The 25,886-nt window shown below is 67.3% G+C and carries 27 protein-coding genes; 11 read left to right on the forward strand and 16 right to left on the reverse strand.

Features of this window, described 5'->3' with window-relative positions; genetic code table 11:
• The gene (locus tag M2351_RS08285) at positions 1 to 945 is read left to right on the forward strand and encodes an ABC transporter substrate-binding protein (RefSeq protein ID WP_264655623.1); all 945 of its coding nucleotides are present in this window, start codon (positions 1 to 3) and stop codon (positions 943 to 945) included.
• Between the two features lie 152 nt (positions 946 to 1,097).
• Entirely contained in the window at positions 1,098 to 1,922 is an 825-nt protein-coding gene (locus M2351_RS08290; protein ID WP_264655624.1) for a universal stress protein, read from the forward strand.
• 16 nt (positions 1,923 to 1,938) lie between these two features.
• Here M2351_RS08290 and M2351_RS08295 read toward each other — a convergent pair whose 3' ends face one another.
• The 8 genes from M2351_RS08295 to M2351_RS08330 form a co-directional block, all read right to left on the reverse strand.
• Entirely contained in the window at positions 1,939 to 2,913 is a 975-nt protein-coding gene (locus M2351_RS08295; protein WP_264655625.1) for a branched-chain amino acid ABC transporter permease, read from the reverse strand.
• 3 nt (positions 2,914 to 2,916) lie between these two features.
• On the reverse strand, positions 2,917 to 3,804 hold the full coding sequence (locus M2351_RS08300; protein ID WP_264655626.1) for a branched-chain amino acid ABC transporter permease: 888 nt from the start codon (positions 3,802 to 3,804) through the stop codon (positions 2,917 to 2,919).
• Positions 3,805 to 3,895: 91 nt separating this feature from the next.
• The gene (locus M2351_RS08305; protein ID WP_264655627.1) at positions 3,896 to 5,113 is read right to left on the reverse strand and encodes an ABC transporter substrate-binding protein; all 1,218 of its coding nucleotides are present in this window, start codon (positions 5,111 to 5,113) and stop codon (positions 3,896 to 3,898) included.
• A 61-nt stretch (positions 5,114 to 5,174) separates the two neighbouring features.
• Positions 5,175 to 5,897: an ABC transporter ATP-binding protein gene (locus M2351_RS08310; RefSeq protein WP_264655628.1), complete on the reverse strand. Its 723-nt coding sequence runs from the start codon at positions 5,895 to 5,897 to the stop codon at positions 5,175 to 5,177.
• A complete protein-coding gene (locus M2351_RS08315; protein WP_264655629.1) occupies positions 5,890 to 6,645 on the reverse strand; it encodes an ABC transporter ATP-binding protein in 756 nt (251 codons plus the stop codon). The genes M2351_RS08310 and M2351_RS08315 overlap by 8 nt, the downstream gene beginning before the upstream one ends.
• Positions 6,646 to 6,746: 101 nt before the next feature.
• The gene (locus tag M2351_RS08320) at positions 6,747 to 8,036 is read right to left on the reverse strand and encodes a cation:proton antiporter (protein ID WP_264655630.1); all 1,290 of its coding nucleotides are present in this window, start codon (positions 8,034 to 8,036) and stop codon (positions 6,747 to 6,749) included.
• A gap of 258 nt (positions 8,037 to 8,294) precedes the next feature.
• A complete protein-coding gene (locus M2351_RS08325; RefSeq protein WP_014240398.1) occupies positions 8,295 to 8,768 on the reverse strand; it encodes a MarR family winged helix-turn-helix transcriptional regulator in 474 nt (157 codons plus the stop codon).
• Positions 8,769 to 9,306: 538 nt separating this feature from the next.
• A complete protein-coding gene (locus tag M2351_RS08330) occupies positions 9,307 to 10,368 on the reverse strand; it encodes an enoyl-CoA hydratase/isomerase family protein (RefSeq protein ID WP_264655631.1) in 1,062 nt (353 codons plus the stop codon).
• Between the two features lie 254 nt (positions 10,369 to 10,622).
• Between M2351_RS08330 and M2351_RS08335 the strand changes: the two genes are divergently transcribed.
• From M2351_RS08335 to hemB, 3 genes are read left to right on the forward strand one after another with little or no spacing between them, the layout of a single operon-like run.
• Positions 10,623 to 11,531 (forward strand): diacylglycerol/lipid kinase family protein, encoded by a 909-nt coding sequence (locus M2351_RS08335; protein ID WP_264655632.1) that lies wholly within the window; start codon positions 10,623 to 10,625, stop codon positions 11,529 to 11,531.
• A gap of 17 nt (positions 11,532 to 11,548) precedes the next feature.
• The gene (locus M2351_RS08340; RefSeq protein WP_264655633.1) at positions 11,549 to 12,397 is read left to right on the forward strand and encodes a metallophosphoesterase family protein; all 849 of its coding nucleotides are present in this window, start codon (positions 11,549 to 11,551) and stop codon (positions 12,395 to 12,397) included.
• A gap of 60 nt (positions 12,398 to 12,457) precedes the next feature.
• Positions 12,458 to 13,471 carry a porphobilinogen synthase gene (hemB, locus tag M2351_RS08345; protein ID WP_264655634.1) on the forward strand — a complete coding sequence of 338 codons (1,014 nt, stop codon included), beginning with the start codon at positions 12,458 to 12,460 and terminating at the stop codon, positions 13,469 to 13,471.
• Positions 13,472 to 13,477: 6 nt separating this feature from the next.
• Here the strand turns inward: hemB and M2351_RS08350 are convergent, their stop codons facing one another.
• From M2351_RS08350 to dapA, 3 genes are all read right to left on the reverse strand, one after another.
• Positions 13,478 to 14,506, reverse strand: a complete 1,029-nt coding sequence (locus M2351_RS08350; RefSeq protein ID WP_264655635.1) for a methyltransferase — start codon at positions 14,504 to 14,506, stop codon at positions 13,478 to 13,480.
• A gap of 114 nt (positions 14,507 to 14,620) precedes the next feature.
• Positions 14,621 to 15,097 (reverse strand): SsrA-binding protein SmpB, encoded by a 477-nt coding sequence (smpB, locus tag M2351_RS08355; RefSeq protein WP_264655636.1) that lies wholly within the window; start codon positions 15,095 to 15,097, stop codon positions 14,621 to 14,623.
• Positions 15,098 to 15,131: 34 nt separating this feature from the next.
• Positions 15,132 to 16,007 carry a 4-hydroxy-tetrahydrodipicolinate synthase gene (dapA, locus tag M2351_RS08360; RefSeq protein WP_264655637.1) on the reverse strand — a complete coding sequence of 292 codons (876 nt, stop codon included), beginning with the start codon at positions 16,005 to 16,007 and terminating at the stop codon, positions 15,132 to 15,134.
• 30 nt (positions 16,008 to 16,037) lie between these two features.
• On the opposite strand from dapA, the gene M2351_RS08365 reads away from it, so the two are divergent.
• On the forward strand, positions 16,038 to 18,062 hold the full coding sequence (locus M2351_RS08365) for a lytic transglycosylase domain-containing protein (protein ID WP_264655638.1): 2,025 nt from the start codon (positions 16,038 to 16,040) through the stop codon (positions 18,060 to 18,062).
• A gap of 328 nt (positions 18,063 to 18,390) precedes the next feature.
• Entirely contained in the window at positions 18,391 to 18,618 is a 228-nt protein-coding gene (locus M2351_RS08370) for a hypothetical protein (RefSeq protein WP_264655639.1), read from the forward strand.
• A 34-nt stretch (positions 18,619 to 18,652) separates the two neighbouring features.
• On the opposite strand, the gene mltG is transcribed toward M2351_RS08370, so the two are convergent.
• From mltG to fabD, 5 genes are all read right to left on the reverse strand, one after another.
• Positions 18,653 to 19,645, reverse strand: a complete 993-nt coding sequence (gene mltG / locus M2351_RS08375; RefSeq protein WP_264655640.1) for an endolytic transglycosylase MltG — start codon at positions 19,643 to 19,645, stop codon at positions 18,653 to 18,655.
• 28 nt (positions 19,646 to 19,673) lie between these two features.
• Positions 19,674 to 20,936 carry a beta-ketoacyl-ACP synthase II gene (gene fabF, locus M2351_RS08380; RefSeq protein WP_264655641.1) on the reverse strand — a complete coding sequence of 421 codons (1,263 nt, stop codon included), beginning with the start codon at positions 20,934 to 20,936 and terminating at the stop codon, positions 19,674 to 19,676.
• An 88-nt stretch (positions 20,937 to 21,024) separates the two neighbouring features.
• Positions 21,025 to 21,264: an acyl carrier protein gene (locus tag M2351_RS08385; RefSeq protein ID WP_014240383.1), complete on the reverse strand. Its 240-nt coding sequence runs from the start codon at positions 21,262 to 21,264 to the stop codon at positions 21,025 to 21,027.
• Positions 21,265 to 21,436: 172 nt separating this feature from the next.
• Complete coding sequence (gene fabG, locus M2351_RS08390) at positions 21,437 to 22,174, reverse strand: 3-oxoacyl-[acyl-carrier-protein] reductase (RefSeq protein ID WP_264655642.1); 738 nt, start codon at positions 22,172 to 22,174, stop codon at positions 21,437 to 21,439.
• A gap of 8 nt (positions 22,175 to 22,182) precedes the next feature.
• A complete protein-coding gene (fabD, locus tag M2351_RS08395) occupies positions 22,183 to 23,124 on the reverse strand; it encodes an ACP S-malonyltransferase (protein ID WP_264655643.1) in 942 nt (313 codons plus the stop codon).
• A gap of 378 nt (positions 23,125 to 23,502) precedes the next feature.
• Here fabD and rpsF point away from each other — a divergent pair, with 378 nt between their 5' ends.
• The 4 genes from rpsF to rplI are packed head-to-tail and all read left to right on the forward strand — an operon-like array spanning position 23,503 to position 25,775.
• Positions 23,503 to 23,940 (forward strand): 30S ribosomal protein S6, encoded by a 438-nt coding sequence (gene rpsF, locus M2351_RS08400; protein WP_264655644.1) that lies wholly within the window; start codon positions 23,503 to 23,505, stop codon positions 23,938 to 23,940.
• Positions 23,941 to 24,213, forward strand: coding sequence for a 30S ribosomal protein S18 (rpsR, locus tag M2351_RS08405; RefSeq protein WP_014240379.1), 273 nt, complete (start codon positions 23,941 to 23,943; stop codon positions 24,211 to 24,213). It abuts the gene before it with no gap.
• A 39-nt stretch (positions 24,214 to 24,252) separates the two neighbouring features.
• On the forward strand, positions 24,253 to 25,209 hold the full coding sequence (locus tag M2351_RS08410) for a YybS family protein (RefSeq protein ID WP_264655645.1): 957 nt from the start codon (positions 24,253 to 24,255) through the stop codon (positions 25,207 to 25,209).
• On the forward strand, positions 25,209 to 25,775 hold the full coding sequence (gene rplI / locus M2351_RS08415; RefSeq protein WP_264655646.1) for a 50S ribosomal protein L9: 567 nt from the start codon (positions 25,209 to 25,211) through the stop codon (positions 25,773 to 25,775). Before M2351_RS08410 ends, rplI begins: the two co-directional genes overlap by 1 nt.
• Positions 25,776 to 25,886: the final 111 nt, after the last annotated feature.

A 25,886-nucleotide genomic window follows, 5' to 3' on the forward strand; every position in this document is an offset into this window, starting at 1 on the left:
ATGAAACGGACATTCGCGGCGGCGGCGCTCGCCGCCGGCCTTCTGACCGCACTTCCGGCCGCGGCGCAGGACAAGTTGACCGTGCTTCTGGACTGGTTCGTGAACCCCGACCACGCGCCGCTGGTGGTTGCGCAGGAAAAGGGCTTCTTCAAGGACGCCGGGCTGGACGTCACGCTGACCGCCCCCGCCGACCCCAACGACCCGCCGAAGCTGGTCGCCGCCGGGCAGGCCGACCTTGCCATATCCTACCAGCCGCAGCTGCAGATCCAGGTCGGCGAGGGGCTGCCGCTGGTGCGCGTCGGAACGCTGGTCTCCACGCCGCTGAACTCGGTCGTCGTGCTGCGGGACGGGCCGGTCAAGACGATCAAGGACCTGAAGGGCCGCAAGGTCGGCTTCTCGGTCGGCGGGTTCGAGGACGCGCTGCTCGGCGCCATGCTGGAGAAGCACGGGCTGACCCTGAAGGACGTGGAACTGGTGAACGTCAACTTCTCCCTCTCCCCGGCGTTGCTGGCGGGTCAGGTCGACGCGGTGGTCGGTGCCTTCCGGAACTTCGAGCTGAACCAGATGGACATCGAGCGGCATCCCGGCCGCGCCTTTTTCCCGGAGGAGGAGGGCGTGCCGGCCTACGACGAGCTGGTCATCGTCGCCAACAAGGACAAGGTGGCCGGCGATGGCCGCATCAAGCGCTTCCTTGATGCGGTGGAGCGCGCGACCTTCTATATCCTGAACCATCCGGAGGAGGCGCAGGCCGCCTTCATCAAGGACCGGCCGGAGCTGAACGACGACCTGAACCGCCGCGCCTGGGCGGACACGCTGCCGCGCTTCTCGCACAGCCCGGCGGCGCTGGACGCAACCCGCTACACCCGCTTTGCCGAGTTCCTGAAGGCGCGCGGGCTGATCAAGGCCGTGGAACCGGTGGAGCGGTATGCGGTGGTGGTGAAGTAGGGAGCGCACTCAAAATCCCCTCTCCCTGCTCCGCAGGGAGAGGGGGCTTACGCCAGCCCGTTGCCATTCGGCCTTGTTGGACGTTACCTATGTTCCTCAGGGGAGCGCCTACGGATTGTGGGCGAACGAAGCCGGAAACAACGGGTGGGGACATGCCGATCAAGACCATTCTCCTTCACATGGCCAACGATGACCGGCACGGCGCGCGCCTACAGGCGGCGGTCGGGCTCGCGGAGCGCTTCGGCGCCTTCGTCGAGGTGCTGTATGTGGCCACACCCGTGTCCATGCCCGCCGCGGTCACCGGCCGCGCCGCCTCCTACGGCTACATCGCCGAGGCGACGGCCATCGCGCATGAGAAGGCGGAGCAGATCGAGCAGGAGGTGCGGCAGGCGCTGAAGGACTGCTCCTACTCCTGGGCTGTGGTCGAAGGCGACCATGTGGAGCTGCTGGCGGAGCGGGCCACCTACGCCGACCTCGCCATCGTCACGCAGAGCCAGGGCGACAGCTTGGACGACCGCGTGGTGCTGCACGTGCCCGACCGGCTGCCGTTGGAGACGCCCTGCCCGACCCTGGTCCTGCCCCACGCCTTCGCGCCGGACGCGGCCATCGGGCGCCACGTCGTGATCGCCTGGAAGAACACGCGCGAGGCCGGGCGCGCCGTGCGCAACGCCATGCCCTTCCTCCAGGCGGCGGAGAAGGTCACGGTGCTGACCATCGACCCGCCGGGCCACACGCTCGACAGCGGCCGCGACCTGATGGTCTGGCTGGAGCGGCACGGCGTGCGCAGCCATCATCAGGCCAACATCCACCAGGGCGGCGATGTGGGCGAGGTCATCCTGACCTGCGCCCGCGATGTGGACGCCGACCTGCTGGTGATGGGCGCCTATGGGCACTCCCGCCTGCGGGAGATGGTGCTGGGCGGCGCCACGCGCACGGTGCTGGGCGAACTCGCCCTGCCCGCGCTGATGTCTCATTGATGGGTGTGAAGCGCCGTTACCCGCGGCGCTTCATACGGGCGGCGATCTCGCCGACGATGCCGCGACGGAAGACCAGCACGCAAACCACGAAGATCGCGCCAATGACCACCGGGACCGGGAGATTGGTGGCGGCCAGATAGTTCTCCAGCGTGACGACCAGAGTCGCGCCGATCACCGGGCCGAGCAGCGTGCCCAGGCCCCCCAGCAGGGTCATCAGCACCACCTCGCCCGACATCTGCCACTGCACGTCGGTCAGGGTCGCCAACTGGAAGACGATCGCCTTGGTGCCGCCGGCGAGGCCGGCGAGGCTCGCTGACAGGACGAAGGCCAGCAGCTTGTACTGGTCGGTGCGGTAACCGAGCGAGATGGCGCGCGGCTCGTTCTCGCGGATCGCTTTCAGCACCTGCCCGAAGGGCGAGTTCACCGTGCGCCAGATGACCAGGAAGCCGAACAGGAACACCACCAGCACGGTGTAGTACATGGTCAGCGGCTGGCTGAGGTCGAAGACGCCGAACAGGGTGCCGCGCGGCACCGCCTGGATGCCGTCCTCGCCATGGGTGAAGGGCAACTGCAGTGCCATGAAATAGACCATCTGCGACAGCGCCAGCGTGATCATGGCAAAGTAGATGCCCTGGCGCCGGATCGCCAGCAGCCCGAAGACCAGCCCCAGCGCTGCGGAGAACAGGGCACCGAGCAGAATCCCGACCTCCGGCGGCAGGCCCCAGACCTTCACTGTGTGGGCGGTGATGTAGGCCGCCCCGCCGAAGAAGGCGGCGTGGCCGAAGGACAGCAGGCCGGCGAAGCCGATCAGCAGGTTGAAGGCGCAGGCAAACAGCGCGAAGCACAGCACCTTCATCAGGAACACGGGGTACAGCAGGAACGGCGCGCCCAGCAGCACCAAAAGCAGCACGCCCATGGCGAGCAGGCCGGGCGTGGCCGGGCCGGTGGCGGACGCGGTTTCGCGGCTGACGGCGTGGGTGTCGGTGGCCATGCTTTACCTCTCCCGCCCGAACAGGCCGGCGGGCTTGATCATCAGCACCACGGCCATGATGACGAACACCACAATGTTGGACGCCTCGGGGTAGAAGACCTTCGTTAGGCCCTCCAGCAGCCCGAGGCCGTATCCGGTCAGCACGGCGCCGAGGATGGAGCCCATGCCGCCGATCACGACCACCGCGAACACGACGATGATCAGGTTGGAGCCCATCAGGGGGCTGACCTGGTAGATGGGGGCCGCCAGCACGCCGGCGAGCCCGGCCAGCGCCACGCCGAACCCGTAGGTCAACGTGACCATGCGCGGCACGTTGATGCCGAAGGCCTGGACCAGCACCGGATTCTCGGTGGCTGCGCGGAGATAGGCGCCGAGTTGCGTCCGCTCGATCGCGTACCACGTGGCAAGGCAGACGACCAGTGACGCCGCGACCACCCAGCCGCGGTAGTTGGGCAGGAACATGAAGCCCAGGTTCTGGCCGCCGGTCAGTTCCCGCGGGATCGGATAGGGTTGGCCCGACACGCCGTAGAGGTGGCGGAACAGACCCTCGATCATCAGGGCAATGCCGAAGGTCAGCAGCAGGCCGTAGAGGTGGTCGAGCTTGTAGAGCCGGCTGAGCAGCGACTTCTCCAGCAGCACGCCGACGGCGCCCACGGCCAGCGGCGCCAGAAGAAGCGCCCACCAATAGCCGATTCCGACCTGCGTCATCAGCAGCCAGGCGAAGAAGGCGCCCAGCATGTACAGCGCGCCGTGGGCGAAGTTGATGACGTTCAACATGCCGAAGATGACCGCCAGCCCGAGGCTGAGCAGCGCGTAAAAGGATCCGTTGATCAGCCCCAGCAGAAGCTGACCGAACAGCGCCTGGGGCGGGATGCCGAAGATGGTGGGCATGGCTGGCCTCCCTGGCTCGCGCTATAGCCTCTCCCTTATGAAGGATGCCGCCCCTCCCCGCAGAGCGGGAGAGGGACGGCCGGGTGACGGGTTACTGGCTGGCGATCTTGCAGCCGCTCTCCGCGACGGTGGCGAAGGCCTCGTCGCCGGGGATGGTGCGGATGATCTGGTAATAGTCCCACGGGCCCTTCGATTCGGAAGGCTTCTTCACGCGGGCCAGGTACATGTCGTGGACCATGCGGCCGTTGGCGAGGATCTTGCCGTTCTTGGCGAACATGTCGTTCACCGGCATGGTCTTCATCTTCGCCGCGACCGTCGGGCCGTCGTCGGTGCCTGCCGCTTCGACCGCCTTCAGGTAATGGCGGACGGCGGAGTAGCTGCCGGCCTGGACCATGGTCGGCATCTTGCCGGTCTTCTCCATGAACTTCTTCGACCAGGCGCGCTTCTCGTCGTCCATGTCCCAGTAGAATCCGGTGGTCAGCACCAGATCCTGCGCGACCTGAAGGCCGAGCGCGTGGACGTCCGACAGGAAGATCAGCAGGCCGGCGAGCTTCTGCTGGCCGCTCTGCGTCAGGCCGAACTCGGACGCCTGCTTGATGGAGGTGATGGTGTCGCCGCCGGCGTTGGCCAGCCCGATGACCTGCGCGCCCGACGACTGGGCCTGGAGCAGGAAGGAGGAGAAGTCCGCCGTGTTCAGCGGCGCGCGGACCGCGCCCTTGATGGTGCCGCCGGCCTTCTTCACCTCGGCCGAGGTGTCAGCCTCCAGCTGGTGGCCGAAGGCGTAGTCGGCGGTGATGAAGAACCAGCTCTTGCCGCCTTCCTGCACCATGGCGCGGCCGGTGCCGACGGCCAGCGCGTGGGTGTCGTAGGCCCAGTGGAAGCCGGTGGGCGAGCAGGCGCTGCCGGTCAGGCTCGACGTCGCGGGGCCTTCCATCAGGAAGATCGTCTTCTTCTCGCGCGTAACCTCCTGCACCGCAAGCGCGACGCCGGAATTCGGCACGTCGACGATGACGTCCACGTTGTCGCGGTCGATCCACTGGCGCGCGAGGTTGGAGCCGATGTCCGGCTTGTTCTGGTGGTCGGCGGCGATCACCTCGATCGGTTTGCCGAGCACCTTGCCGCCCATCTCCTCCACCGCCATCTTGACGGCGACGACGGAGCCCTCGCCGCCGAGGTCGGCGTACAGGCCGGAGCGGTCGTTCAGCACGCCGATCTTCACGACGTCGCCGGACACCTTGCCCTGCTGGGCCTGCGCCGTGCCGACCGAAAGAGCCGCGAGCGCCGCGCCGACGAGCAGTTGTTTCACCATTCTTGTTCTCCCCATTCGTTGATTATGTCTCGTCCGTTGAGTGTGGACGTCGATTTCACCATCAGACCCCAAGGTATTCGTGGAGTTTCTCCATGTTCTGGGCGAGCTGGTCGTTGGGAATCATGTCCACGACCTGCCCTTCCTCCATCACGTAGTGACGGTCCGCGATCGTGGCGGCAAAGCGGAAGTTCTGCTCCACCAGCAGGATCGTGAAGCCGCGCTGCTTCAGCTTGCGCACGGCGACTCCGATCTGCTCGATGATCACGGGCGCCAGTCCTTCGGTCGGCTCATCGAGAAGGATCAGGTTGGCGCCGGTGCGCAGGATGCGGGCGATGGCGAGCATCTGCTGCTCGCCGCCGGAAAGCCGCGTGCCCTGGGTGGAGCCGCGGCCCTGGAGATTCGGGAACAGCTCGTAGATCTGCGGGACGGTCATGCCGCCCTCCTTCACCACGGGCGGCAGAGTCAGGTTCTCGTCCACCGACAGGCTGGCGAAGATGCCGCGCTCCTCCGGCACATAGCCGATGCCGAGGCGGGGGATTTTGTGCGGCGCCATGCCGATCAGCGGCTGCCCCTGGAACTTGATCGATCCCGTGCGCTTGCCCACGATCCCCATGATGGAGCGCATCGTGGTCGTCTTGCCGGCGCCGTTGCGGCCCAGCAGCGTCACCACCTCCCCCTGCCGCACCTCCAGGCTGACGCCGTGCAGGACATGGCTTTCGCCGTAGAAGGCGTGAAGGTCGTCGACCTCCAGCATGGCGGTGCGGCTGTGCGAGGCATCAGGCATGGCCGGTCCCCATGTAGGCTTCGCGAACCCGCGGGTGGCGGGACACCTCGGCGTAGGGCCCTTCGGCCAGGATCTCGCCGCGGGCCAGCACGGTGATCCAGTCCGACAGGTCGGAGACGACGGACAGGTTGTGCTCCACCATCAGGATGGTCCGGTTGGCCGAGACGCGCTTGATCAGCGCCGCGATTCGCCCGATGTCCTCGTGCCCCATGCCGGCCATCGGCTCGTCGAGCAGCATCATCTCCGGCTCCAGCGCCAGGGTCGTCGCGATCTCCAGCGCGCGCTTGCGCCCGTAGGGAAGCTCCGCCGCCGGAAGCTGGGCGTAGACGGCCAAGCCAACATCCTCCAGCAGCTCATAGGCGCGGCCGTTCAGCCGGTTCAGCACCGATTCGGACGTCCAGAAGCGGAAGGAGTTGCCGAGCGGCCGTTGCAGCGCGACCCGGACATTCTCCAGCACCGTCAGATGCGGAAACACCGCCGAGATCTGGAAGGAGCGGATGATTCCCATCCGCGCGACGTCCGCCGGCTTCACCGCCGTGATGTCCGTCCCGTTGAACAGGATTTGCCCGGTGCTGGGTTGGAGGAATTTGGTCAGAAGGTTGAAAACGGTGGTCTTGCCGGCCCCGTTCGGACCGATGAGCGCGTGGATCGACCCGCGTTGGACGCGCAGGCTGACGTCGCGGACCGCGACGAAGCCGCGGAACTCCTTGGTCAGGCCACGCGTCTCCAGAATGACGTCACCCGACATGTCCTCCCCGTTCCCTTATATGCGGCGCTCCTGGCGGGGCCGCTTGTTGTTGGTTCCGGATCACAGATGATTTGTGACGCTGATAGCTTACGGAAAGAACATCATTCCGTCCATCCGGAACGACCAAGTGTGTGACATTCCACCACAGGCCCGCGCCGCGCCCCCTCGCGCGCCCGGTCGAGCATCCGCATCACCGGCGTCACCGTGGTGCCGTGCACGACGATGGACACCAGGACGACGAAGCCGACCAGGGCCCAGAGCTGGTTCGGCACCCCGAAATGCGCGGCGTTGAGCGCGAAGGCAAGGTAGTAGAAGGAGCCCATCCCGCGGATCCCGAAGAAGCCGATGGCCAGCTTCTCCCCCATCGGCATGGCGACGCCGGACAGCCCGACCATCCCCGCCAGGGGGCGCACGGCGAACAGGATCAGCGATGCTGCCAGGACGTCGCTCCACCCCAAGGGCAGCAGCAGCCCATGGGCCACCGCCCCGCCGAACAGCACGAGCAGGAGCATCATCAGCAACCGCTCGGTCTGCTCGATGAAGTCGTGCAACTTGTCATGGTACTTGTGATTGCGTTCCTCATGCCGCAGCGACAGGGCGGCGACGAAGACGGCCAGGAAGCCGTAGCCGTGCACCAGCTCCGTCATGCCGTAGGCGATCAGCGTGATGCCCAACGACACGAACCCGTCGCCTGTGCGCGACAGCTTCGCCCGATTCGGCAGGCGGAAGGCGACGATGCCCAGCACCTTGCCGACCAGCCAGCCCATGCCGACGCCCGCCGCCAGCTTCCACAAGACGTCGAACGCCAGCCATTCAAGCGTCCATGCGCCGGGCTCGGGGCTGTTCAAAGCCATGGCGATGGCGAGGTTGGTGAAGGGGAAGCCCAGGCCGTCGTTCAGCCCCGCTTCCGACGTCAGGCTGAAGCGGATCTCGTCCTCCTCCCCCGACCGGGGCGGCCCGACCTGGACGTCAGAGGCGAGCACCGGGTCGGTCGGCGCCAGGGCGGCGCCCAGCAGGGCGGCCGCCGCGACCGGCAGGCCGAGCACCCACCAGCCGATCAGGCCGATCGCCAGGATCGACAGCGGCATGGTGACGCCGAGCAGCAGCCACGTCACCTTCCAGGCCCGCCGGCCGAGCGGGCGGTCGAGCTTCAGCCCGGCCCCCATCAGGGCGACGATGACGATCAGCTCCGTCAGCCGCTCCGCCGCTGCCGGGTATTGCAGCGGGTCGGGCGCCTGCAACCCCGGCGCCTGGAAAACCAGGAAGCCGAAGGCCACGCAGACGATGGGGAGCGACAGAGGCAGTTCCTTCAGCACCATCGGCAGCCAAGCCACCATCAGGATCAGGAACCCCAGGCAGACCAGGGCGACGATGTAGGAGGACATGAACATCCGAACGGCTGCGTTCACCTGCGAACGACAACGCGAAAACGGACAGGTCGGCACGGATGATGGCCGGTCAGCTGCCGTGCGGCGCCGGCAGCCCCCGGACCGGAACTCCCGGATTCCGGGCAGAAAAAAAGCGGCCACGCGTGGCCGCATACCGACTCGCGGCGCGCCCCGGGGCAAGATGCCCGGGGCGCGCCATCAAACGCAGGAGCCGGAAACCGCGGTCGTGCAGCCCTCGAACCGGTTAAGCCGGGGGCGCAATCAGGCCGCGGAGGTCAGCGGAAACCCGCTGTAGTCGAGCGAGGCCGACCAGAAGCGTTCGAGCTTGCGCAGGGTCTCGTTCGCCTTGACCAGTTCCTCGTCGCTGAAGCCAGCCTTCTCCAACGCCGTCAGGTGGCGCTCGAACATGCGGCTGATCTTCTCGCGGAGATCAAGGCCCTTCTCGGACAGGCGGACGCGCACCGACCGGCGGTCGTGCGGCGAACGCTCCTGCCCCAGATAGCCGTTCTCGACCATCTTCTTGACGTTGTACGACACGTTGGAGCCGAGATAATACCCGCGCGCCGTCAGCTCGCCGACGGTCATCTCGTCCTCGCCGATGTTGTACAGGATCAGGCTCTGGACGTTGTTGATGTCCTGGATACCGAGCCGGTCCAGCTCGGTCTTAAGCACCTCGAGAAAGTGACGGTGGAGCCGTTCGATCAAGAGGATGCTTTCGTAATAGGGTTTGCGCACCGCGGTCTCCTTTGGCTCGTACCGGACGTGGGCCGACCTGTGGCCATTCCGGGTCCTTAAGATGAGATTAACCGATCATTCGACCGTAATCATCTCAATAATGCCGGAAAAGCCCATTCTGCACGTCCTGAGTTGCAGAATTGAAGCCCGGGCACGCCGGCCACTTCGCAAAGCGAAGGTTTCGCCGCCCCTGCCCGTTCATTCGTTCTTTGTCATGAGCACACGCATCTTGCGGCGCTGCGGCGACGGCAAACGCCCCCAATGTGGAATTTCGGTCTCCCGGCGCGGCCGTTCCTGTCCGGACGCCTTGCCCGTCCGGCCGCACGCCGCGCCTGATCTTCCCCGCCGCCGCTTCCTGCATCACCGCCCTCCCCCCTCCGGCGTCTTCTTCGTTGCCCGCCGGTTCCGACAACCGGCGCGTTTGAGACAAGTCCCGCAGGGATTTCCCGATACTAACGCAAAAGGACGCGGAAAGTGCCCGCGTCTTTGCACGTTCTAAGTGCGATTTAGGGTCACTTAAGCACCCGCAATGCACCGCTTATTCGGAGAAGGTCAGGTCGCCGCCGGCCGGGACCGCGAAATGCCGTTCCACGTCGGCGTCGGCAACCTCGGCGAGCGACGCGGGGTTCCAGCGAGGGTTCCGGTCCTTGTCCACCAGCGCTGCCCGGATGCCCTCGTAGAAGTCGTGCCCGGCGAGGAAGGCAAGGCTGAGGCGCAGCTCCTGCACCATGCAGCCGTCGAAGTCCAGCCGGCCGCCGCGGCGGATGGCCTCCAGCGTGACCTTCAGGCTGGTCGGGGACACGCGCTTCAGCGTGGCGAGCTGGCCGGTCGCCCACTCCGTGCCCTCCGCCTCCAGCGCCGCGACGATCGCCTCGACCGTGTCGTGGGCGTAGCAGCGGTCGATGGCCTCGCGGTTGCTGGTGACCGGCGGTTCGCCCGCCGATTCCGCGTGGCGCGCGATCACCTCGCCGGCCGGCACGCCGTCGGCGAGGGCGGCCACCAGCGCCTCCAGCTTCGCGCTCGGCACGAAGGCGTCGGCGGCGTTGACGGCCAGCATGTCCGTCGCCTTCAACCGATCACCGGTCAGGCCCAGCCACGTCCCGACCTCGCCCGGCAGGCGCGGCAGGAAGTAGGTGCCGCCGACGTCGGGGTAGAGGCCGATCCCCGTCTCCGGCATGGCGAACATCGTGCGCTCCGTCACCACGCGGTGGGTGCCGTGCTCCGACAGGCCGACGCCGCCACCCATGGAGATGCCGTCGATCAGCGCGACGTAGGGCTTGGGCAGATTCTTGATCAGGCGGTTGAGGACATACTCCTCGCTGAAGAAGGCGCGGATGCCGGCACCGTCGCCGCGCCCCTCGCGGACGGCCTTGCCCGCCTCGTACAGGCTGACGACATCGCCCCCGGCGCAGAAGGCCTTCTCCCCCGCGCCCTGGATGACCACCGCCTTAATGGCCGGGTCGGCCGCCCAGGCGCGCAACTGCGGATCGAACAGGCGAATCATGCCCAGCGTCAGGGCGTTCAGCGCCTTCGGGCGATTGAGCGTCACGAGCCCGATAGAGCCACGGCGTTCGAACAGGATCTCGGCGGCGTCGGTCATGGTTGTCGTTGCTTCCCGATTCGTGTTGTTGGGGCAGATTGTTGGGGCGGAGTTGTTTTTGCGCCGCGATGATAAGGGCATGGTGCGGTGTGTCAAACCGCCTGTGACGGATGCCGGCGATGGGCGCCTGCGTGCGGATGCGACGGAACACCGCCCCGGCTTTAGCCGTTGCGCGGCACAGCTTATGCCGAAGATCGGCTGCACCGCGGAAGGACGCGCACCTCCATGACGATCACAAGCCGGGCGACCACCGGATGAAGACCGCCATCATCCTGAACCGATCCGCGGGCACGCTGGCCGGCCAGCCGATCGACGACACCGTCGCCGCGATCCGCCATGCCTTCGAGAAACACGGGGCGGAGGTGGAACTGGCCGCCACCGAGCCGGCCGCCTGCCGGGACGAGATCCGCCGGGCCATCGACTCCGACGCCGAGGTGGTGGTGGTGGGTGGCGGCGACGGGACGATCCACACCGCGGCCAACCTGCTGCTGCCGACCGGCAAGGCGCTGGGGGTCCTGCCGCTCGGCACGCTGAACCTGCTGGCGCGCGACCTGCAAACTCCGCTGGACCTCGACGCCGCCTTCCACGCGCTGGCCGAGGGCGAGATGCGGGCCATCGACGTGGCGGAGGTGAACGGCGAGCTGTTCCTGAACAGCTCCGTCCTCGGCTTCTACCCGAACGTCGTGCAGGAGCGGGAGGAGAAGCGCAAGCGGCACCGCCTGCTGAAATGGCCGGCCATGGGGGTGGCGCTGGCCAAGACGCTGTACCGGCTGCCACTGCTCGACGTGCGGATCGATTGGGGCGAGGGGCCGCGGCGGGTGCGCACCCCGGTGCTGGTGGTGTCCAACAACCCCTACGACGGGGAGGCCGGCAGCATGCTGCTCCGGCGCAACACGCTCGATAGCGGACAGCTGGGCGTCTATGTGGCGCGCCACCGCGACGCGTGGGGCCTGATGCGGCTGATGGGCCGCAGCATGATGGGAACCTGGCAGCATGATGAAGAGTTGGAGACGTTGACGGCCACGCAACTGACGGTGCACAGCCGGCGCCGGCGGTTGAAGATGGTCAACGACGGGGAGGTGCGGCAGCTGGAGCCGCCGCTGAACTACCGCATCCGCCACAAGGCGCTGACGGTGCTGGCCCCCCGGCGCAACGGAACGTGAGGGGGGCGTAAGGGGCCGTGAAGACTCTGGCGCACATCTCCGACCTGCATTTCGGGCGCATCGATCCGCGCGTGGTCGAAGGCCTGCTGTCCGACCTGACGGCCCGGCAGCCGGACCTGATTGTCATTTCCGGCGACTTGGTGCAGCGGGCCAAGGCCAGCCACTTCCGGCAGGCGCGCGCCTTCCTGCAACGCCTGCCCTTCCCCTATCTGGTCGTGCCGGGCAACCACGACATCCCCGTCTACAACGTGGTGCGCCGGTTCCTGAACCCGCTCGGCAATTACAAGCGCTATATCAGCAAGGACCTCAGTCCCTTCCACATCGATTCGGAGGTCGCGGTCCTGGGCATCAACACGGCCCGGTCGGTGATCATGGACTTTTCCGAGGGGCGGATGAACAAGGCCCAGATCCGCCGAATCCGGGAGGTGTTCTGCGAGCTGCCCAACACCGTCTTCAAGGTGCTGTTCACCCACCATCCCTTCCTGCCGCCGCCCGATGCGCCGAAGACGAAGCTGGTCGGCCGCGCCAAGCTGGCTCTGCCTGCGCTGGAGGCCTGCGGGGTCGACCTGTTGCTGGCGGGGCACCTGCACCGGGCCTATTCCGGCGACATCATGACTCATCACACCCAGGTGGCGCGGTCCATCCTGGTGGCGCAGGCGTCCACCGCCACATCGACCCGGCTGCGCAACGAAGCCAACGCCTACAACCTGATCACCATCGCCCAGCCGCGCGTGACCTTCGAGGTGCGGTCGTGGGAAGGGGCGGCGTTTACCGGCGGGCTGGTCTCCACTTGGCGGAAGGACGGGCAGCGCTGGGCGCTGGAAATGCAGGACACGGGATTCAGACCTGTCAGCGGTGCGGCTTGAGTCGCCGGCGCCAAGAGGCGTAGGATCGCCGCGCACGTAATAAGAGCACTCAGGTACCCGATGTCCGCCTCGCACTTCCGGTCCCAGGCCGCCTTCCCGCGCACGCGCCTTCGCCGCAACCGCGTCGACGCCTGGACCCGCCGCCTCGTCGCCGAACACACCCTGACCGTTGACGACCTGATCTGGCCGGTCTTCGTGATCGAGGGCGAGAACCGGCGCGAGCCGGTCGCCTCCATGCCAGGCGTGGAGCGGCTGACCATCGACCTGCTGATCGAGGCCGTCGGCGAGGCCGGCAATCTCGGCATCCCCTGCGTGGCGCTGTTCCCGGTCGTGGGTTCCGAAGGCAAGTCGGAAGACGCGGCGGAGGCCTACCGGCCGGACAACCTGATGAACCGCGCCATCCGCGCGCTGAAGACCGCCGTCCCGCACGTCGGCATCCTGGGCGACGTGGCGCTGGACCCCTACACCACGCACGGTCACGACGGCATCCTGCGCGACGGCTACATCCAGAACGACGAAACGGTCGAGGTGCTGGCCCGCCAGGCCCTGTCGCAGGCCGAGGCCGGCGTGGACATCATCGCGCCGTCGGACATGATGGACGGCCGCATCGGCATCATCCGCGACCGGCTGGACACGGGCGGGCACGAACTGGTCCGCGTCTGCTCCTACGCCGCCAAATACGCCTCGGCCTTCTACGGCCCGTTCCGCGACGCGGTGAACTCCGGCAATTTTCTGAAGGGCGACAAGAAGACCTACCAGATGAACCCGGCCAACACCGACGAGGCCCTGCACGAGGTCGCGCTCGACCTCCAGGAAGGCGCCGACATGGTGATGGTGAAGCCGGGCCTGCCCTATCTGGACGTCATCCGCCGCGTGAAGGACACCTTCGCCGTCCCGACCTTCGCCTACCACGTGTCGGGCGAATACGCGATGCTGCGCGCGGCCGCCCTGAACGGCTGGCTGGACTACGACAAGGCGCTGATGGAGACGCTGACCGGCTTCAAGCGCGCCGGCACCGACGCGATCCTGACCTACGGCGCCGTGGACGCGGCGCGGCTGCTGAAGCGGGGGTGAGGCCCCCTACTTCGGCGTCCCCTTCCACACCTGGAACTGCGGCGTTTCCAACAGCAAGTCGGCGTGGCCGAAGGCGGTCTTGAACAGCTTTCCCACGCCGGCCGTCCGCTGCGTGACCGCGACCAGGGAGCCGCGCAGCTTCAGGTACTGCTTGGTGCCGGCGACTAGCGCCTCCAGCATGCCGAAATCCTCGTCCTTGCCGCGGTGGAGCGGCGGGTTGGACAGGATCAGGCCGAAACGCTCCCGCGCGCCCAGACCGGACAGGCCGTCGCTCAGCACACACTCGGCGTCCGGTACGTTCTGGCAGGCGGCGTGCAGGGCGACGGCATCGACGTCCAGCAGGGTCAGCTTGGCGTCCGACACGCGCTCCCGCACCGCCCGCGCGATTACGCCGGCGCCACAGCCGAAGTCCAGCACGGCCGTGCCCGCCGCAATCTCCGGCAGGACCTGAAGCAGGCATTCCGTGCCGGCGTCCAGGTGCCCGTGCGCGAACAGGCCGGGGTAGGAGACGAGGTCGAACGGCCGATCAATTCCCGGAACGCCCACGGCGATGGTCTCGCGCCAATCCTCCAGGTTCCCCCGGGCGGAGGCGGCGGTGCGGCGCGTTTCGAGGACGCGGGCGCGGCGCTTGATGGCCAGCGTTTCCAGCCCGTCCAGCAAGCCGTCGAAGCGCTTTGGGGCGGAGGTGATGCCCTCGTCGTTGCTGCCGACGATCCACAGCGGCGCGCCGCTGGGCAGGCGCGCGGCGAGCGCGTGCAGCGCCATCTCGAACGCCGCCCAGCCGCGCGGCAGGCGCAGCACGGCGCCGTCGAACCCTCCGTCCGCGGGCCACGCCGCGGCCGGCTTGCCATCGAGCGCGAGCCGGTTCCAGGAGGAAACCTCCGCCCCGCCCTCTTTGAGCGCACGCGTCATTGCGCCGTCCGTGTCGCCGGCGACGAGGATGCGCCCCTGCGGGCGGCGTTCGGCGAAAAGGTCGGCGGCGACGCCGGACACGGTGGCTTCCCGGTCGCCGGCGCGGTTGGACAAGCGGCTCAAATCAATTCTCGTCGGTGGTCTTTGTAGCAAAGGATTTCACCACAGAGACACGGAGACACAGAGAAAGCACGCTCTCTGTGTCTCCGTGTCTCTGTGGTGAATTCGTTCCTTCCTTCAGCCTTTTTCGCGCATCAGGCGGGCCTTGTCGCGCTGCCAAGTCCGTTCCTTTTCGGTCTCGCGCTTGTCCTGCTTCTTCTTGCCCGTCGCCATCCCGACCTCGACCTTGGCGATGCCGCGGTCGTTGAAGTAGACCGACATCGGGATCAGCGTGATGCCCTTCTGCTTGATGGCGCCCATGAGCTTGTTCAACTCACGGCGGTGCACAAGCAACTTGCGCGGCCGCTTGGTCTCGTGCTGGAGCCAGCGGCCGGCCTGCCCGTACTCCGGGATGTACGCGTTGAAGAGGTACAGTTCTCCGCCCTTCAGGCCGGCGTACGCCTCGTTGATGCTGGCACGCCCGCCGCGCAACGACTTCACCTCGGTGCCGGTCAGGATCAGACCGGCCTCCAGGGTGTCTTCGATGAAGAAGTCGAAGCGTGCGCGACGGTTCTGTGCCGCGATGCGCCTTGGTTCGGGCTCGCGGGGGGCCACGTTTTTCTCCTCCTCCGCGGGTTGGCGCCGTCCCTTAGGACAGCACCCCCGCCTTCGTCATGGCCTCGCGGACGATCGTCCGCGTGTTCTCCGACGCGGCGACCAGCGGCAGGCGAACCTCGTCCGTGGACTTTCCGAGCAGACTCGCGGCGTACTTCACCGGGGCCGGGCTCGTCTCCACGAACATCGAGTCGTGCAGCGGGGTCAGCAGGTCGCGGTACTTGAACGCGGTCGCGTAGTCGCCGTTCCGCCAGGCGTTCTGCATGGCGGCGCACTGAGCCGGCGCAATGTTCCCGGTCACCGAGATGCAGCCGACGCCGCCCTGCGCGTTGAATGCGAGCGCGGTCGCATCCTCGCCCGAAAGTTGAATGAAGTCGGGACCGACCTCGTTCACCAGGCGAGCCGGGCGGGCGAGATCGGCGGTCGCGTCCTTCACGCCGATGATGTTCGGCAACTTCGCAAGACGCGCCATCGTTGCCACCGACATATCCACGACACTGCGGCCGGGAATGTTGTAGATAACGATCGGCAAATCCGCCGCGTCATGGATCGCTTTGAAATGCTGGTACAGACCTTCTTGCGTCGGCTTGTTGTAATAGGGAGTCACCACAAGCGCCGCCGTGGCGCCCGCCTGCTTGGCGTGGCGGGTGAGGGAGATCGCCTCCTCGGTGGAGTTGGAGCCGGTGCCGGCGACGACCGGGACCTTTCCGCCCGCAGCCTCGATGCACAGCTCGATGACGCGGTTGTGCTCCTCGTGGGAGAGGGTCGGCGACTCGCCCGTCGTGCCGCACGGGACGAGGCCGTGGGTGCCCTGCGCAACCTGCCACTCGACGAAGGACTGGAAGGCGGCCTCGTCCACTTTCCCGTTTTTGAACGGGGTCAAAAGAGCGACGATGGAACCGTACAACATGCCTGCCACCTCCGACGGACTGCAAGAAAAGTGTCGCGCACCTTAGCCGCACGCGTGCCCCTGGGCAAGAGTGCCCGAATCTTCACCCGCGCCCCGCTGCCGCTTGCTGCGGCCGCGCTGGCCGGATTCCTCCTCTGCACCCTTCCCATGGCCCTTCCGGCTGAGGCAGGAAGCCTGACCGCGCAGGATCTGGCCGTTTACCGGCAGGCCTTCAAGGCCGCCGACAACGATCGGCTGGACGAGGCGCTGGACATCGCCGGCCAAGCCAAGGACCGGCTGCCCGCCAAGGTGCTGCGCTGGATGGCGCTAGCCACGCCGGGCGGCGGCAGCTTCGACGAGATCGCGGCCTTCATCCGCGAGAACGGCGACTGGCCGAACCAGGCCCAGCTGCGGCGTCAGGCCGAGAAGGCGATGCCCATCGACCTGGACGAGGACAAGGTGCTCGCCTGGTACAAACAGTACCCACCGCTGTCCAACGAAGGCTTCATGCGCTACGCCGACACGCTGCTGGCGACCGGCAGCGCCGAGCGGGCCGTGAAGATGGTGCGCGACCGCTGGGTGGAGGCGAGCTTCAGCGCGTCCGACGAGGAGGAATTCCTCGCCCGCTACCGCTCCCACCTGCGCCAACAGGACCATAAGGCGCGCATCGACCGGCTGCTGTGGGAGAAGCAGGAGGCGGCGGTGCGCCGCATGCTGCCCTTCTTCGACGATGCCTACGACCGGCTGATCGAGGCGCGGATCGCGCTGGACGGCGACGCGCGCAACGCCGACGCGGCGATTGCCAAGGTGCCGGACAGCCTGCGCAACGATCCCGGCCTGCTGTTCGACCGCGCCCGTTACCGCCGTCGCAAGGGCGACGACGCCGGCGCCCTGGAGATCATCACCCAGGCGCCCAAGGACATGGGTCGCCCGCAGGCTTGGTGGACGGAGCGTCACATCCTGGCCCGCCGCGCCATTGAGAAGGGCGACCACAACCTCGCCTACCGGCTGGTGAAGGCGCACGGCCAGACCGAGGGCAACGGCGTCGCGGAGGCGGAGTTCCTGGCCGGCTTCCTCGCCCTGCGTTTCCTCGACGACCCGTCGAGCGCCTTCGGGCATTTCCATAAGCTCTACCGCTCCGTCGGCGCGCCGATCAGCAAGGCGCGCGGCGCCTATTGGTGCGGCCGGGCGGCGGACGCATTGGGCGAGACCGCCCAGGCGAAGGACTGGTACGCTAAGGCGGCCCAGTACGGCACGACCTTCTACGGCCAGCTCGCCGCACGCCACACCGACAGCAGCGGCCGCATCGCCCTGCCGGCCGAGCCGCGCGTGTCCAACGCCGAAGCGACCGCCTTCGAGCGGCGCGAGGTGGTGCGCGTCACCAAGCTGCTGGCGGAGATCGAGGGCAAGGACAACGAGCGGGTGACCGCCTTCCTGCGCCGCATCAGCCTCGATTCGAGGGATCCGTCCGCCTACGTGCTGGCCGCCAAGCTGGCGCGAGAGGTCGGCCGGCGGGATCTCGCCGTCGCGGCGGCCAAGGACGCGGCGCAGAACGACGTCTTCCTGGTCGAGGCCGGCTACCCGATGATCGAGGCGCGCCCCTCGGCGCCGGAGATTGCCCTGGTCCACGCCATCATCCGGCAGGAGAGCACCTTCAACACCGGCATTGTCTCGTCCGCCGGGGCGCGTGGCCTGATGCAGCTGATGCCGGGGACGGCGCAGCTGGTGGCGACCAAGCTGGGCATCAAGCACAACAACGCCATGCTGACCGCCGATCCCGAATACAACGTGAAGCTCGGGTCGGCCTACCTCGCCGACATGATCGACCGTTTCAACGGCTCCTACATCATGGCCATCGCCGCCTACAACGCCGGCCCGACGCGGGTGCGGCAGTGGATCGACTCCTACGGCGACCCGCGTGGCGAGGCGATCGACCCGGTGGACTGGCTGGAGCTGATCCCGATCTACGAGACGCGCAACTACGTCCAACGCGTGATGGAGGCGATGCTCGTCTACCGTGCCCGCATCCAGGGCGCCAAGGCGGACCTGAACCTCGATCGCGAACTGCGCCGATAAGCGCTTTCGCTCCCGAAAAGCATTGTTCGCAGGCCCTCTTCCGCGTCCTGCGGGAGAGGGGGGCTACGCTTCTCTGTCGTTCTTTGCAGCATAGTTCCGCCTCTTTTCTGTCTCATTTGAAGCCCCAAAGACGCCACACCAGCATTCGAACGATGGGGCACAGACGAATCGAAAATGTTTTGAATCGGGAACTTGTCGTCGAAAGTGTTAATCCGTTATTCTCTTGCCGGGATTAATTGCATTTAATCTTCTATTAACCGTAACTCGCCATAACTCCCCTCACACGGACGCCTAGCGTCATCACCACTCCGTGAAATGGGAGCAAGACATGCCCGCACCGAAAGTCGCCGATGAAGTCCGCAAGGCCTGCCGAATCCATGCCCGCCTGCTGGACGCCTTCATCGCCATGACCGAACAGGAGCTGGCGCAGCTCACCCCCGGTTTTGCGGAGGAGAGCCTTGTGGAATCGCTGGAAAAGATGCGCGCCGCGCGCAAATCCTACGGCGGGCTTGCCGGCGTGATGGCCGTGGACGTCGAAACGTCCAACGCCGCCTGACCGCCGCCCGGGTGAGGAGCGGCCGCTCGGCCGCTCACTCCGGCGCCGTTTCTCCGCCGCCGTTCTGGCGGCGCTGGACGTCGCGCCATTTGGCGACGTTCTTGTTGTGGTCGGGCAGCGTCTTGGCGAACACATGGCCGCCGCCGCCGTCTGCGACGAAATACAGGAACTCATGCCGTTCCGGATGCAGGGCCGCCTGGATGGACGCCCGGCCGGGATTGGCGATCGGTCCCGGCGGCAAGCCGGTCACCTGATAGGTGTTGTAGGGCGATTCAACCTTCCAGTCGTTGCGCGTCAGCGCCCGCCCCAATTCCCCGGCCCCGTCCGTCAGCGCGAAGATGACCGTCGGGTCGGACTGCAGCTTCATGTCGGCTTGCAGCCGGTTCACGAAGACGCCTGCGACCTTGCCCCGCTCCGCCGGAATGCCCGTCTCCTTCTCGACGATGGAGGCCAGTGTCAGCGCCTGCTGGGGCGTGTCGAAGGGCAGATTCTGGTCGCGCGCCTTCCACGCCTCGGCCATCGCCTGGTCCATGGCGTGCTGCATGCGGTCGATCAGGCCCGCGCGCGTGTCCCCGTAGGAATAGTGGTAGGTTTCAGGCAACAGGTTGCCGTTCTTCGGCACCGCCTTCAGCTCGCCCGACAACGCCGGTTCCTTGTCCAGCAGAGCCACGACCTGGGCGGAGGTCAGCCCCTCCGGCACGGTGAAGCGGCGGACGACCGTGTGGCCCTGCCGCATCATCTCCAGAATGCCGTCGATGCTGATGCCGGCCGGAAAGGCGTATTCACCGGCCTTCAGCGGACCGGTGAACTTCGCCCCGGCGACGAACAAAAGCGGGGAGTCGATGACACCCGCGTCGTCCAGCGTCAGCGCGATTGCTTCCAGGCCGCTGCCGCGCGCGATCACCACCGTTTCGGCGTGGTCAAGCGGTCCGGGGGCCATGACTCGCAAGGCCCCCCAGAACGCGATACCGCCTGCGGCCGTCAGCGCGACGAGCCCGGTCGCCGCTATGCGGAGGCCCCAGCCCATGGGCTGACTCCTCAGGTCACATCGCCCCTCAGGCGAATTCCTTGAACACCAGCGAGGCGTTGGTCCCGCCGAAGCCGAAGGAGTTCGACAGGGCGGCGCGCACGCGGCGCTCCTGCGCGACCTTCGGCACCAGGTTGACGCCGAGGCAGCTCTCCGACGGGTTCTCAAGGTTCAGCGTCGGCGGAACGATGCTGTGGTTGATCGCCTTGATCGAGTAGATCGCCTCGACCGCGCCGGCCGCGCCCAGCAGGTGGCCGATCGCCGACTTGGTGGAGGACATGGCGACCTTGTCCATCGCCTCACCGAACAGACGCTTCACCGCGCCCAGCTCGATCTCGTCGCCGAGCGGCGTCGAGGTGCCGTGGGCGTTGATGTAGTCGATGTCCGCGGGCTCCAGCCCGGCGCGCTTCAGGGCGCCGCGCATGGCGCGGAAGCCGCCGTTGCCGTCCTCCGCCGGGGCGGAGATGTGGTAGGCGTCGCCAGACATGCCGTAGCCGACGACCTCGGCGTAGATGTGAGCGCCGCGCTTCTTGGCGTGCTCCAGCTCCTCAAGGACGACGACGCCTGAGCCTTCGCCGATGACGAAGCCGTCGCGGTCCTTGTCGTAGGGGCGGGAGGCCTTGTCCGGCGTGTCATTGAAGTTGGTGGACAGCGCGCGCATGGCGGCGAAACCACCGACGCCCAGACGGCTCACCGCGGCTTCGGTGCCGCCGGCGACCATCACGTCGGCGTCGCCCAGCATGATCAGCCGGGACGCGTCGCCGATGGCGTGCGCGCCGGTCGAGCAGGCGGTGACAACCGCGTGGTTCGGGCCCTTGAAGCCGTGCTGGATGGAGATGTGTCCGGAGGCCAGGTTGATCAGGCAGGCCGGAATGAAGAAGGGGGAAATGCGGCGGGGGCCCTTCTCGTGCAGAGTGACCGCACCGTCGGCAATGCCCGGCAGACCGCCGATGCCGGAACCCACCATCACGCCGGTGAGTTCGCGGTCCTCTTCCGTCTGCGGCACCCAGCCGGAATCCTTAATGGCTTCCTGGGCGGCGGCGATGGCGTAGATGATGAAATCATCCATCTTCCGCTGGTCCTTCGGCGGAACGAAGGCGTCCGGATTGAACGATCCGTCGCCCTCCCCGCGCGGGACCTGCCCGGCAACCTTCGAGGCCAGGTCGGAGGCGTCGAAACCCGTGATGGCGCGGATGCCCGATTGGCCGGCGATCAAACGCTCCCAGTTGAGCTTATGGCCGACACCGAGCGGCGTGACCAGACCAAGGCCGGTAACGACGACACGTCTCATGGGGTATTCCTTGACCTTTCCTCGAGTAACTCAGCGACGGCCAGGCCTCCGGTGAAGAGGTGCCTGGCCCTCTCAGCGCCTACGCCGGTCAGGCGGCGGCGTTCGCCTTGATGAAGTCGATGGCGTCCTTGACCGTCAGGATCTTCTCCGCGGCGTCGTCCGGAATCTCGCAGCCGAACTCTTCCTCGAAGGCCATCACCAGCTCGACCGTGTCCAGGCTGTCGGCGCCCAGGTCGTCGATGAAGGAGGCGTTCTCCGTCACCTTCGACTCCTCGACCCCGAGGTGGTCCACCACGATCTTCTTCACGCGCTCGGCGACATCGCTCATTTTTTCAGACCTTCCAATCCTTGAGACCGCTCGGGCGAATGTGGCGGACCCACCACGCAAGGCGCGCGTGCCGTCCTGCCGCAAAAAGTCCCGTCCGATAACACATTTTAACAGCCTTGACCAGCGCCCGCGGGAGCCGGCCTTTTGCTGTGGTTCAGGCGACGATTCCGCCTCAGATCATGGCCATGCCGCCGTTGATGTGCAGCGTCTGGCCGTTGACGTAGGCGGCCTCTTCGCTCGCCAGGTACACGACCCCGGCGGCGATTTCCCCCGGCTCGCCCATGCGGCCGGCGGGAATGGCGGTGAGCAGCTTGTCCTTCTGCTCGGAATTCAGGGCGTCGGTCATCGCCGTGGTGATGAAGCCGGGCGCTACGCAGTTCACGGTGATCCCGCGCGACGCGACTTCGGCCGCCAGCGACTTCGACATGCCGATCATGCCGGCCTTGGAGGCGGCGTAGTTGGCCTGGCCGGGGTTTCCGGTCACGCCGACGATGGAGGTGATGCCGATGATGCGGCCCCAGCGGCGCTTCATCATGCCGCGCATCACGGCGCGGGACAGGCGGAAGGCGGCCGTCAGGTTGACGTCGATCACCGACTGCCAGTCGTCGTCCTTCATGCGCAGCGCCAGCTGGTCACGCGTCAGGCCGGCGTTGTTGACCAGGATGTCGATCTGGCCCAGCGCCTTCTCGGCGTCCTTGGCCAGCGTCTCCGTCGCGGCGGCGTCGGCGAGGTTGCCCGGCACCACAACGGCGCGGTCGCCCAGTTCGGCTGCCAGAGCCTCCAGCGGGGCGACGCGGGTGCCCGACAGGGCGACGGTGGCGCCCTGCGCGTGGAGGGCGCGCGCGATCTCGGCGCCGATGCCACCGGAAGCCCCGGTCACCAGCGCCTTCTTGCCGGTCAGGTCGAACATGGAAAGCCTCACAGCGTCTTCAGGAACGATTCGACGTCGGCCGGGCCCTGCACGGACGTGCCGGCCAGTTCCTTGTCGATGCGCTTGGCAAGGCCCGACAGCACCTTGCCCGATCCCAGTTCAACCAGCGAATCGACGCCCTGCTCCTTCATGAAGAGCACGCTTTCGCGCCAGCGGACCATGCCGGTGACCTGCTCGACCAGCAGGCGGCGGATCGTGTTGGGGTCGGACACGGCCGAAGCGGTGACGTTGGCGACCACCGGAACCTGCGGCGCGCTGATCGTCACGTTGGCGAGCGCTTCCGCCATGGCGTCGGCGGCCGGCTGCATCAACGGGCAATGGAACGGAGCGCTGACCGGCAGGCGTACCGACCGCTTCAGGCCCCGTTCCGCCGCCAGCATGATGGCGCGGTCGATGGCCTCGGCGTGGCCGGAGATGACCACCTGCCCCGACGAGTTGTCGTTGGCAACCGTGCAGACGTCGCCCTGTGCGGCGTCCGCGGCGATGGCCTGCGCCTGTTCCAGTTCCGCGCCCAGCAGGGCGGCCATGGCGCCCTGGCCCACCGGAACGGCCTTCTGCATCGCCTGCCCGCGCAGCTTCAGAAGGCGCGCGGTGTCGGCCAGCGAAAAGGCTCCTGCGGTGCAGAGCGCCGAATATTCACCGAGCGAGTGACCGGCGACGAAAGCGGCGTGCTTGCCGAAGTCGAGCCCGCCCTGGTCCTTCAGCACGCGCATGACCGCGACGCTGACGGCCATCAGGGCCGGCTGGGCGTTCTCGGTCAGGGTCAGGTCGGCGTCCGGCCCTTCGAACATCAGGCGGGACAGGCGCTGGTTCAGCGCGTCGTCAACCTCTTCGAAGGTGAGCCGCGCGACCTCGAACGCCTCGGCCAGCTCGCGGCCCATGCCGACGGCTTGGCTGCCCTGGCCCGGAAAGACGAACGCCCTGGTCATGCTGTCTTGGAACCCTGCTGAAGGCGCGCCGTCCGTCGGCACCGCCGTTGAATTGGGCGACAGTCATACCCTGCCTTTTGTGCAAGTCAAGCGACAGCCAACGCTGAAAGCCAATAGCGTGCGACTTGTGGCATCTTTTTCCGCATGGCGGCCGGCAAGGACGCCCGGTGGAACCCCTTTATATAAGGTGTCGCGATCGTCGCCTTGCGGGGTGCGCGCGGCGGGCCGTGAAAGCGCTTGCCCGGCAAGGGCTTTTGTGCATACTGCGCCGCTTCACAACTCCTTGCCGACGGCATGCCGCCGGCTAGGCCCGGGCGGCTGGCCATTCCATCGGGGAACGGATGCAGCGCCGGACCATGAACAGCCATGGGGAGTACAATGGCTCTTTACGAGTGCGTGCTGATCGCGCGCCAGGACATCTCGGCCGCCCAGGCCGAGCAGCTCGGTGAGCAGTTCGCCCAGATCATCCGCGACAACGGCGGCCAGGTCACCAAGACCGAATACTGGGGCCTGAAGACGCTCACCTACAAGATCAAGAAGAACCGCAAGGGTCACTACACCCTGTTCAACGTCGACGCCCCGGCCGCCGCCGTCCTGGAGATGGAGCGGAACATGGGCATCAACGAAGACGTGCTGCGCTTCCTGACTCTCCGCGTCGACGCGCTGGACGCCAACCCGTCGGTGATGATGCAGAGCCGCGGCGAGCGTGGCGACCGCGGTGACCGCGGCGACCGCGGCCCGCGCCGGTTCGACGATCGTGGCCCGCGCCCGCCGCGCCGCCAGGAAGCCACCGTTGCCGAAGGGGAGAACGCCTAAATGTCCGACAAGCAGACCTCGGGCGCTCCCGCCCGCACCGGCGGTGGCCCGCGCCGTCCGTTCTTCCGCCGCCGCAAGACCTGCCCGTTCTCGGGCGCGAACGCCCCGGCGATCGACTACAAGGACGTCAAGCTCCTGTCCCGCTTCATCTCCGAGCGTGGCAAGATCGTGCCGAGCCGCATCACCGCGGTTTCCGCGAAGAAGCAGCGCGAGCTTGCTCGCGCCATCAAGCGCGCCCGCTTCCTGGCCCTGCTTCCCTACGTGGTGAAGTAAGGACCGGACAGCGGACGACGAAGGCATAAGGTGCCCCCAATGGCCACGACCCTGGCCGCCCCGCTGGCGGCTGCCATCGGCGTCGGCGTGGTCAGCGCGATGTTCTACCTCTCCGTCCTGTTCGGCGGGGTGGGTGCGCTGATCCTGGGCTATCTGGCGCCGCTGCCGCTGTTCCTCGCGGGACTGTGGCTCGGCTCCACCGCCGCCATCATCGCCGGAATGGCGGGGACAGTGGCGGTCCTGGCGGTGTCGTCCAGCCTGCTGGTCGCGCTGGCCTACCTGGTGACCGGAGCCTTTCCGGTCATGCTGGTGGTTCGGCAGGCGATGCTGGCGCGGACGGGCGCTGATGGGGGCATCGAATGGTATCCTCCGGGCCGGCTTCTGATGGGGCTGGTCGGGATGGGACTGGCGGCCCTCCTGGGGGCTGCGGTTCTGACGCTCGACCAGCCCGGTGGGCTGGAAGGGGCGGTGCGCGAGACACTGGCCCGCATGACGGACCAGATCTTCGCAACGCAGGGCCAGCAGGCCCCGGATCCGCAGGACTTCTGGATGGCCGAGGTGTTGCCGGGCCTCGCGGTGATCTCATGGCTGACCATGACGATCGTCAACGCGGCCCTGGCCCAGGGAGCGCTGATGCGGTTCAACCGCAACCGGCGCCCGCCCATGCGGCTGGTCGACCTGGAATTGCCGGCCTGGTTGGCGCCGGTGTTCCTGGGGGCCGTGCTGGTGGCGTCGGTGACACCGGATGCGGTGTCGTTCCTGGCGGTGAACACCGCACTGGTCCTGGCGCTGCCCTTCGCCTTCGTCGGGCTTTCGGTGGTGCATGCAGCGGCCCGCGGGCGGTCGGCCAAGGTGCCGGTCCTCGTCGGGTTCTACATGTTCCTGTTTCTTTTCGGTTGGCCGATCGTGCTGATGGTCGGCCTTGGCATGATCGAGCAATGGATTGGGCTGCGTCGCCGTTTCCGGACCGCCGGCCCCGATCAGGAGGACGAGTGATGGAAGTTATTCTGCTGGAGCGGGTCGAGAAGCTCGGCCAGATGGGCCAGGTCGTGAAGGTGCGGCCGGGCTTTGCCCGCAACTATCTGCTGCCGCAGAAGAAGGCGATGCGCGCCACCAAGGCGAACATGGCCGTCTTCGAGAAGCAGAAGGCCCACTTGGAGGCCATGAACCTGGAGCGCCGCAAGGACGCCGAGCAGGTCGCCTCGCAGATGGGCGACGTGACGGTCGTGGTGATCCGCCAGGCCGGTGAGACCGGCGTCCTGTACGGCTCGGTGACCCCGCGCGACGTCGCCGACGCGCTGGCCGCCGCCGGCTACAAGGTCGACCGCAAGCAGGTCATCATCGAGCAGCCGATCAAGACGCTGGGCCTGTTCAAGCTCCGCGTCGTCCTGCACCCCGAGGTCGCCGTCACGGTCACGGTGAACGTCGCCCGGTCGCAGGAAGAGGCCGAGCTGCAGCGGGCCCGCGGCGGCATGGTCACCGCCGCCGACCTGCGCGACGAGGAAGACGAAGTCGAGGAGGCCCCCGAGGCCACCGAGACCGAGGACTCCGAGCAGGCGTAAGCCGCCCGCTCATCGGATTCGGTCCGCTCGTCCGGAAGCCGCCCGCCCCTCCAAAGGGGGTGGGGCGGCTTTCCGCATTTTGGGCCCCGGGCCGCTTTCTCGCAGAATCGA

The organism is Azospirillum canadense, from assembly GCF_025961225.1.
GTDB lineage: Bacteria > Pseudomonadota > Alphaproteobacteria > Azospirillales > Azospirillaceae > Azospirillum > Azospirillum canadense.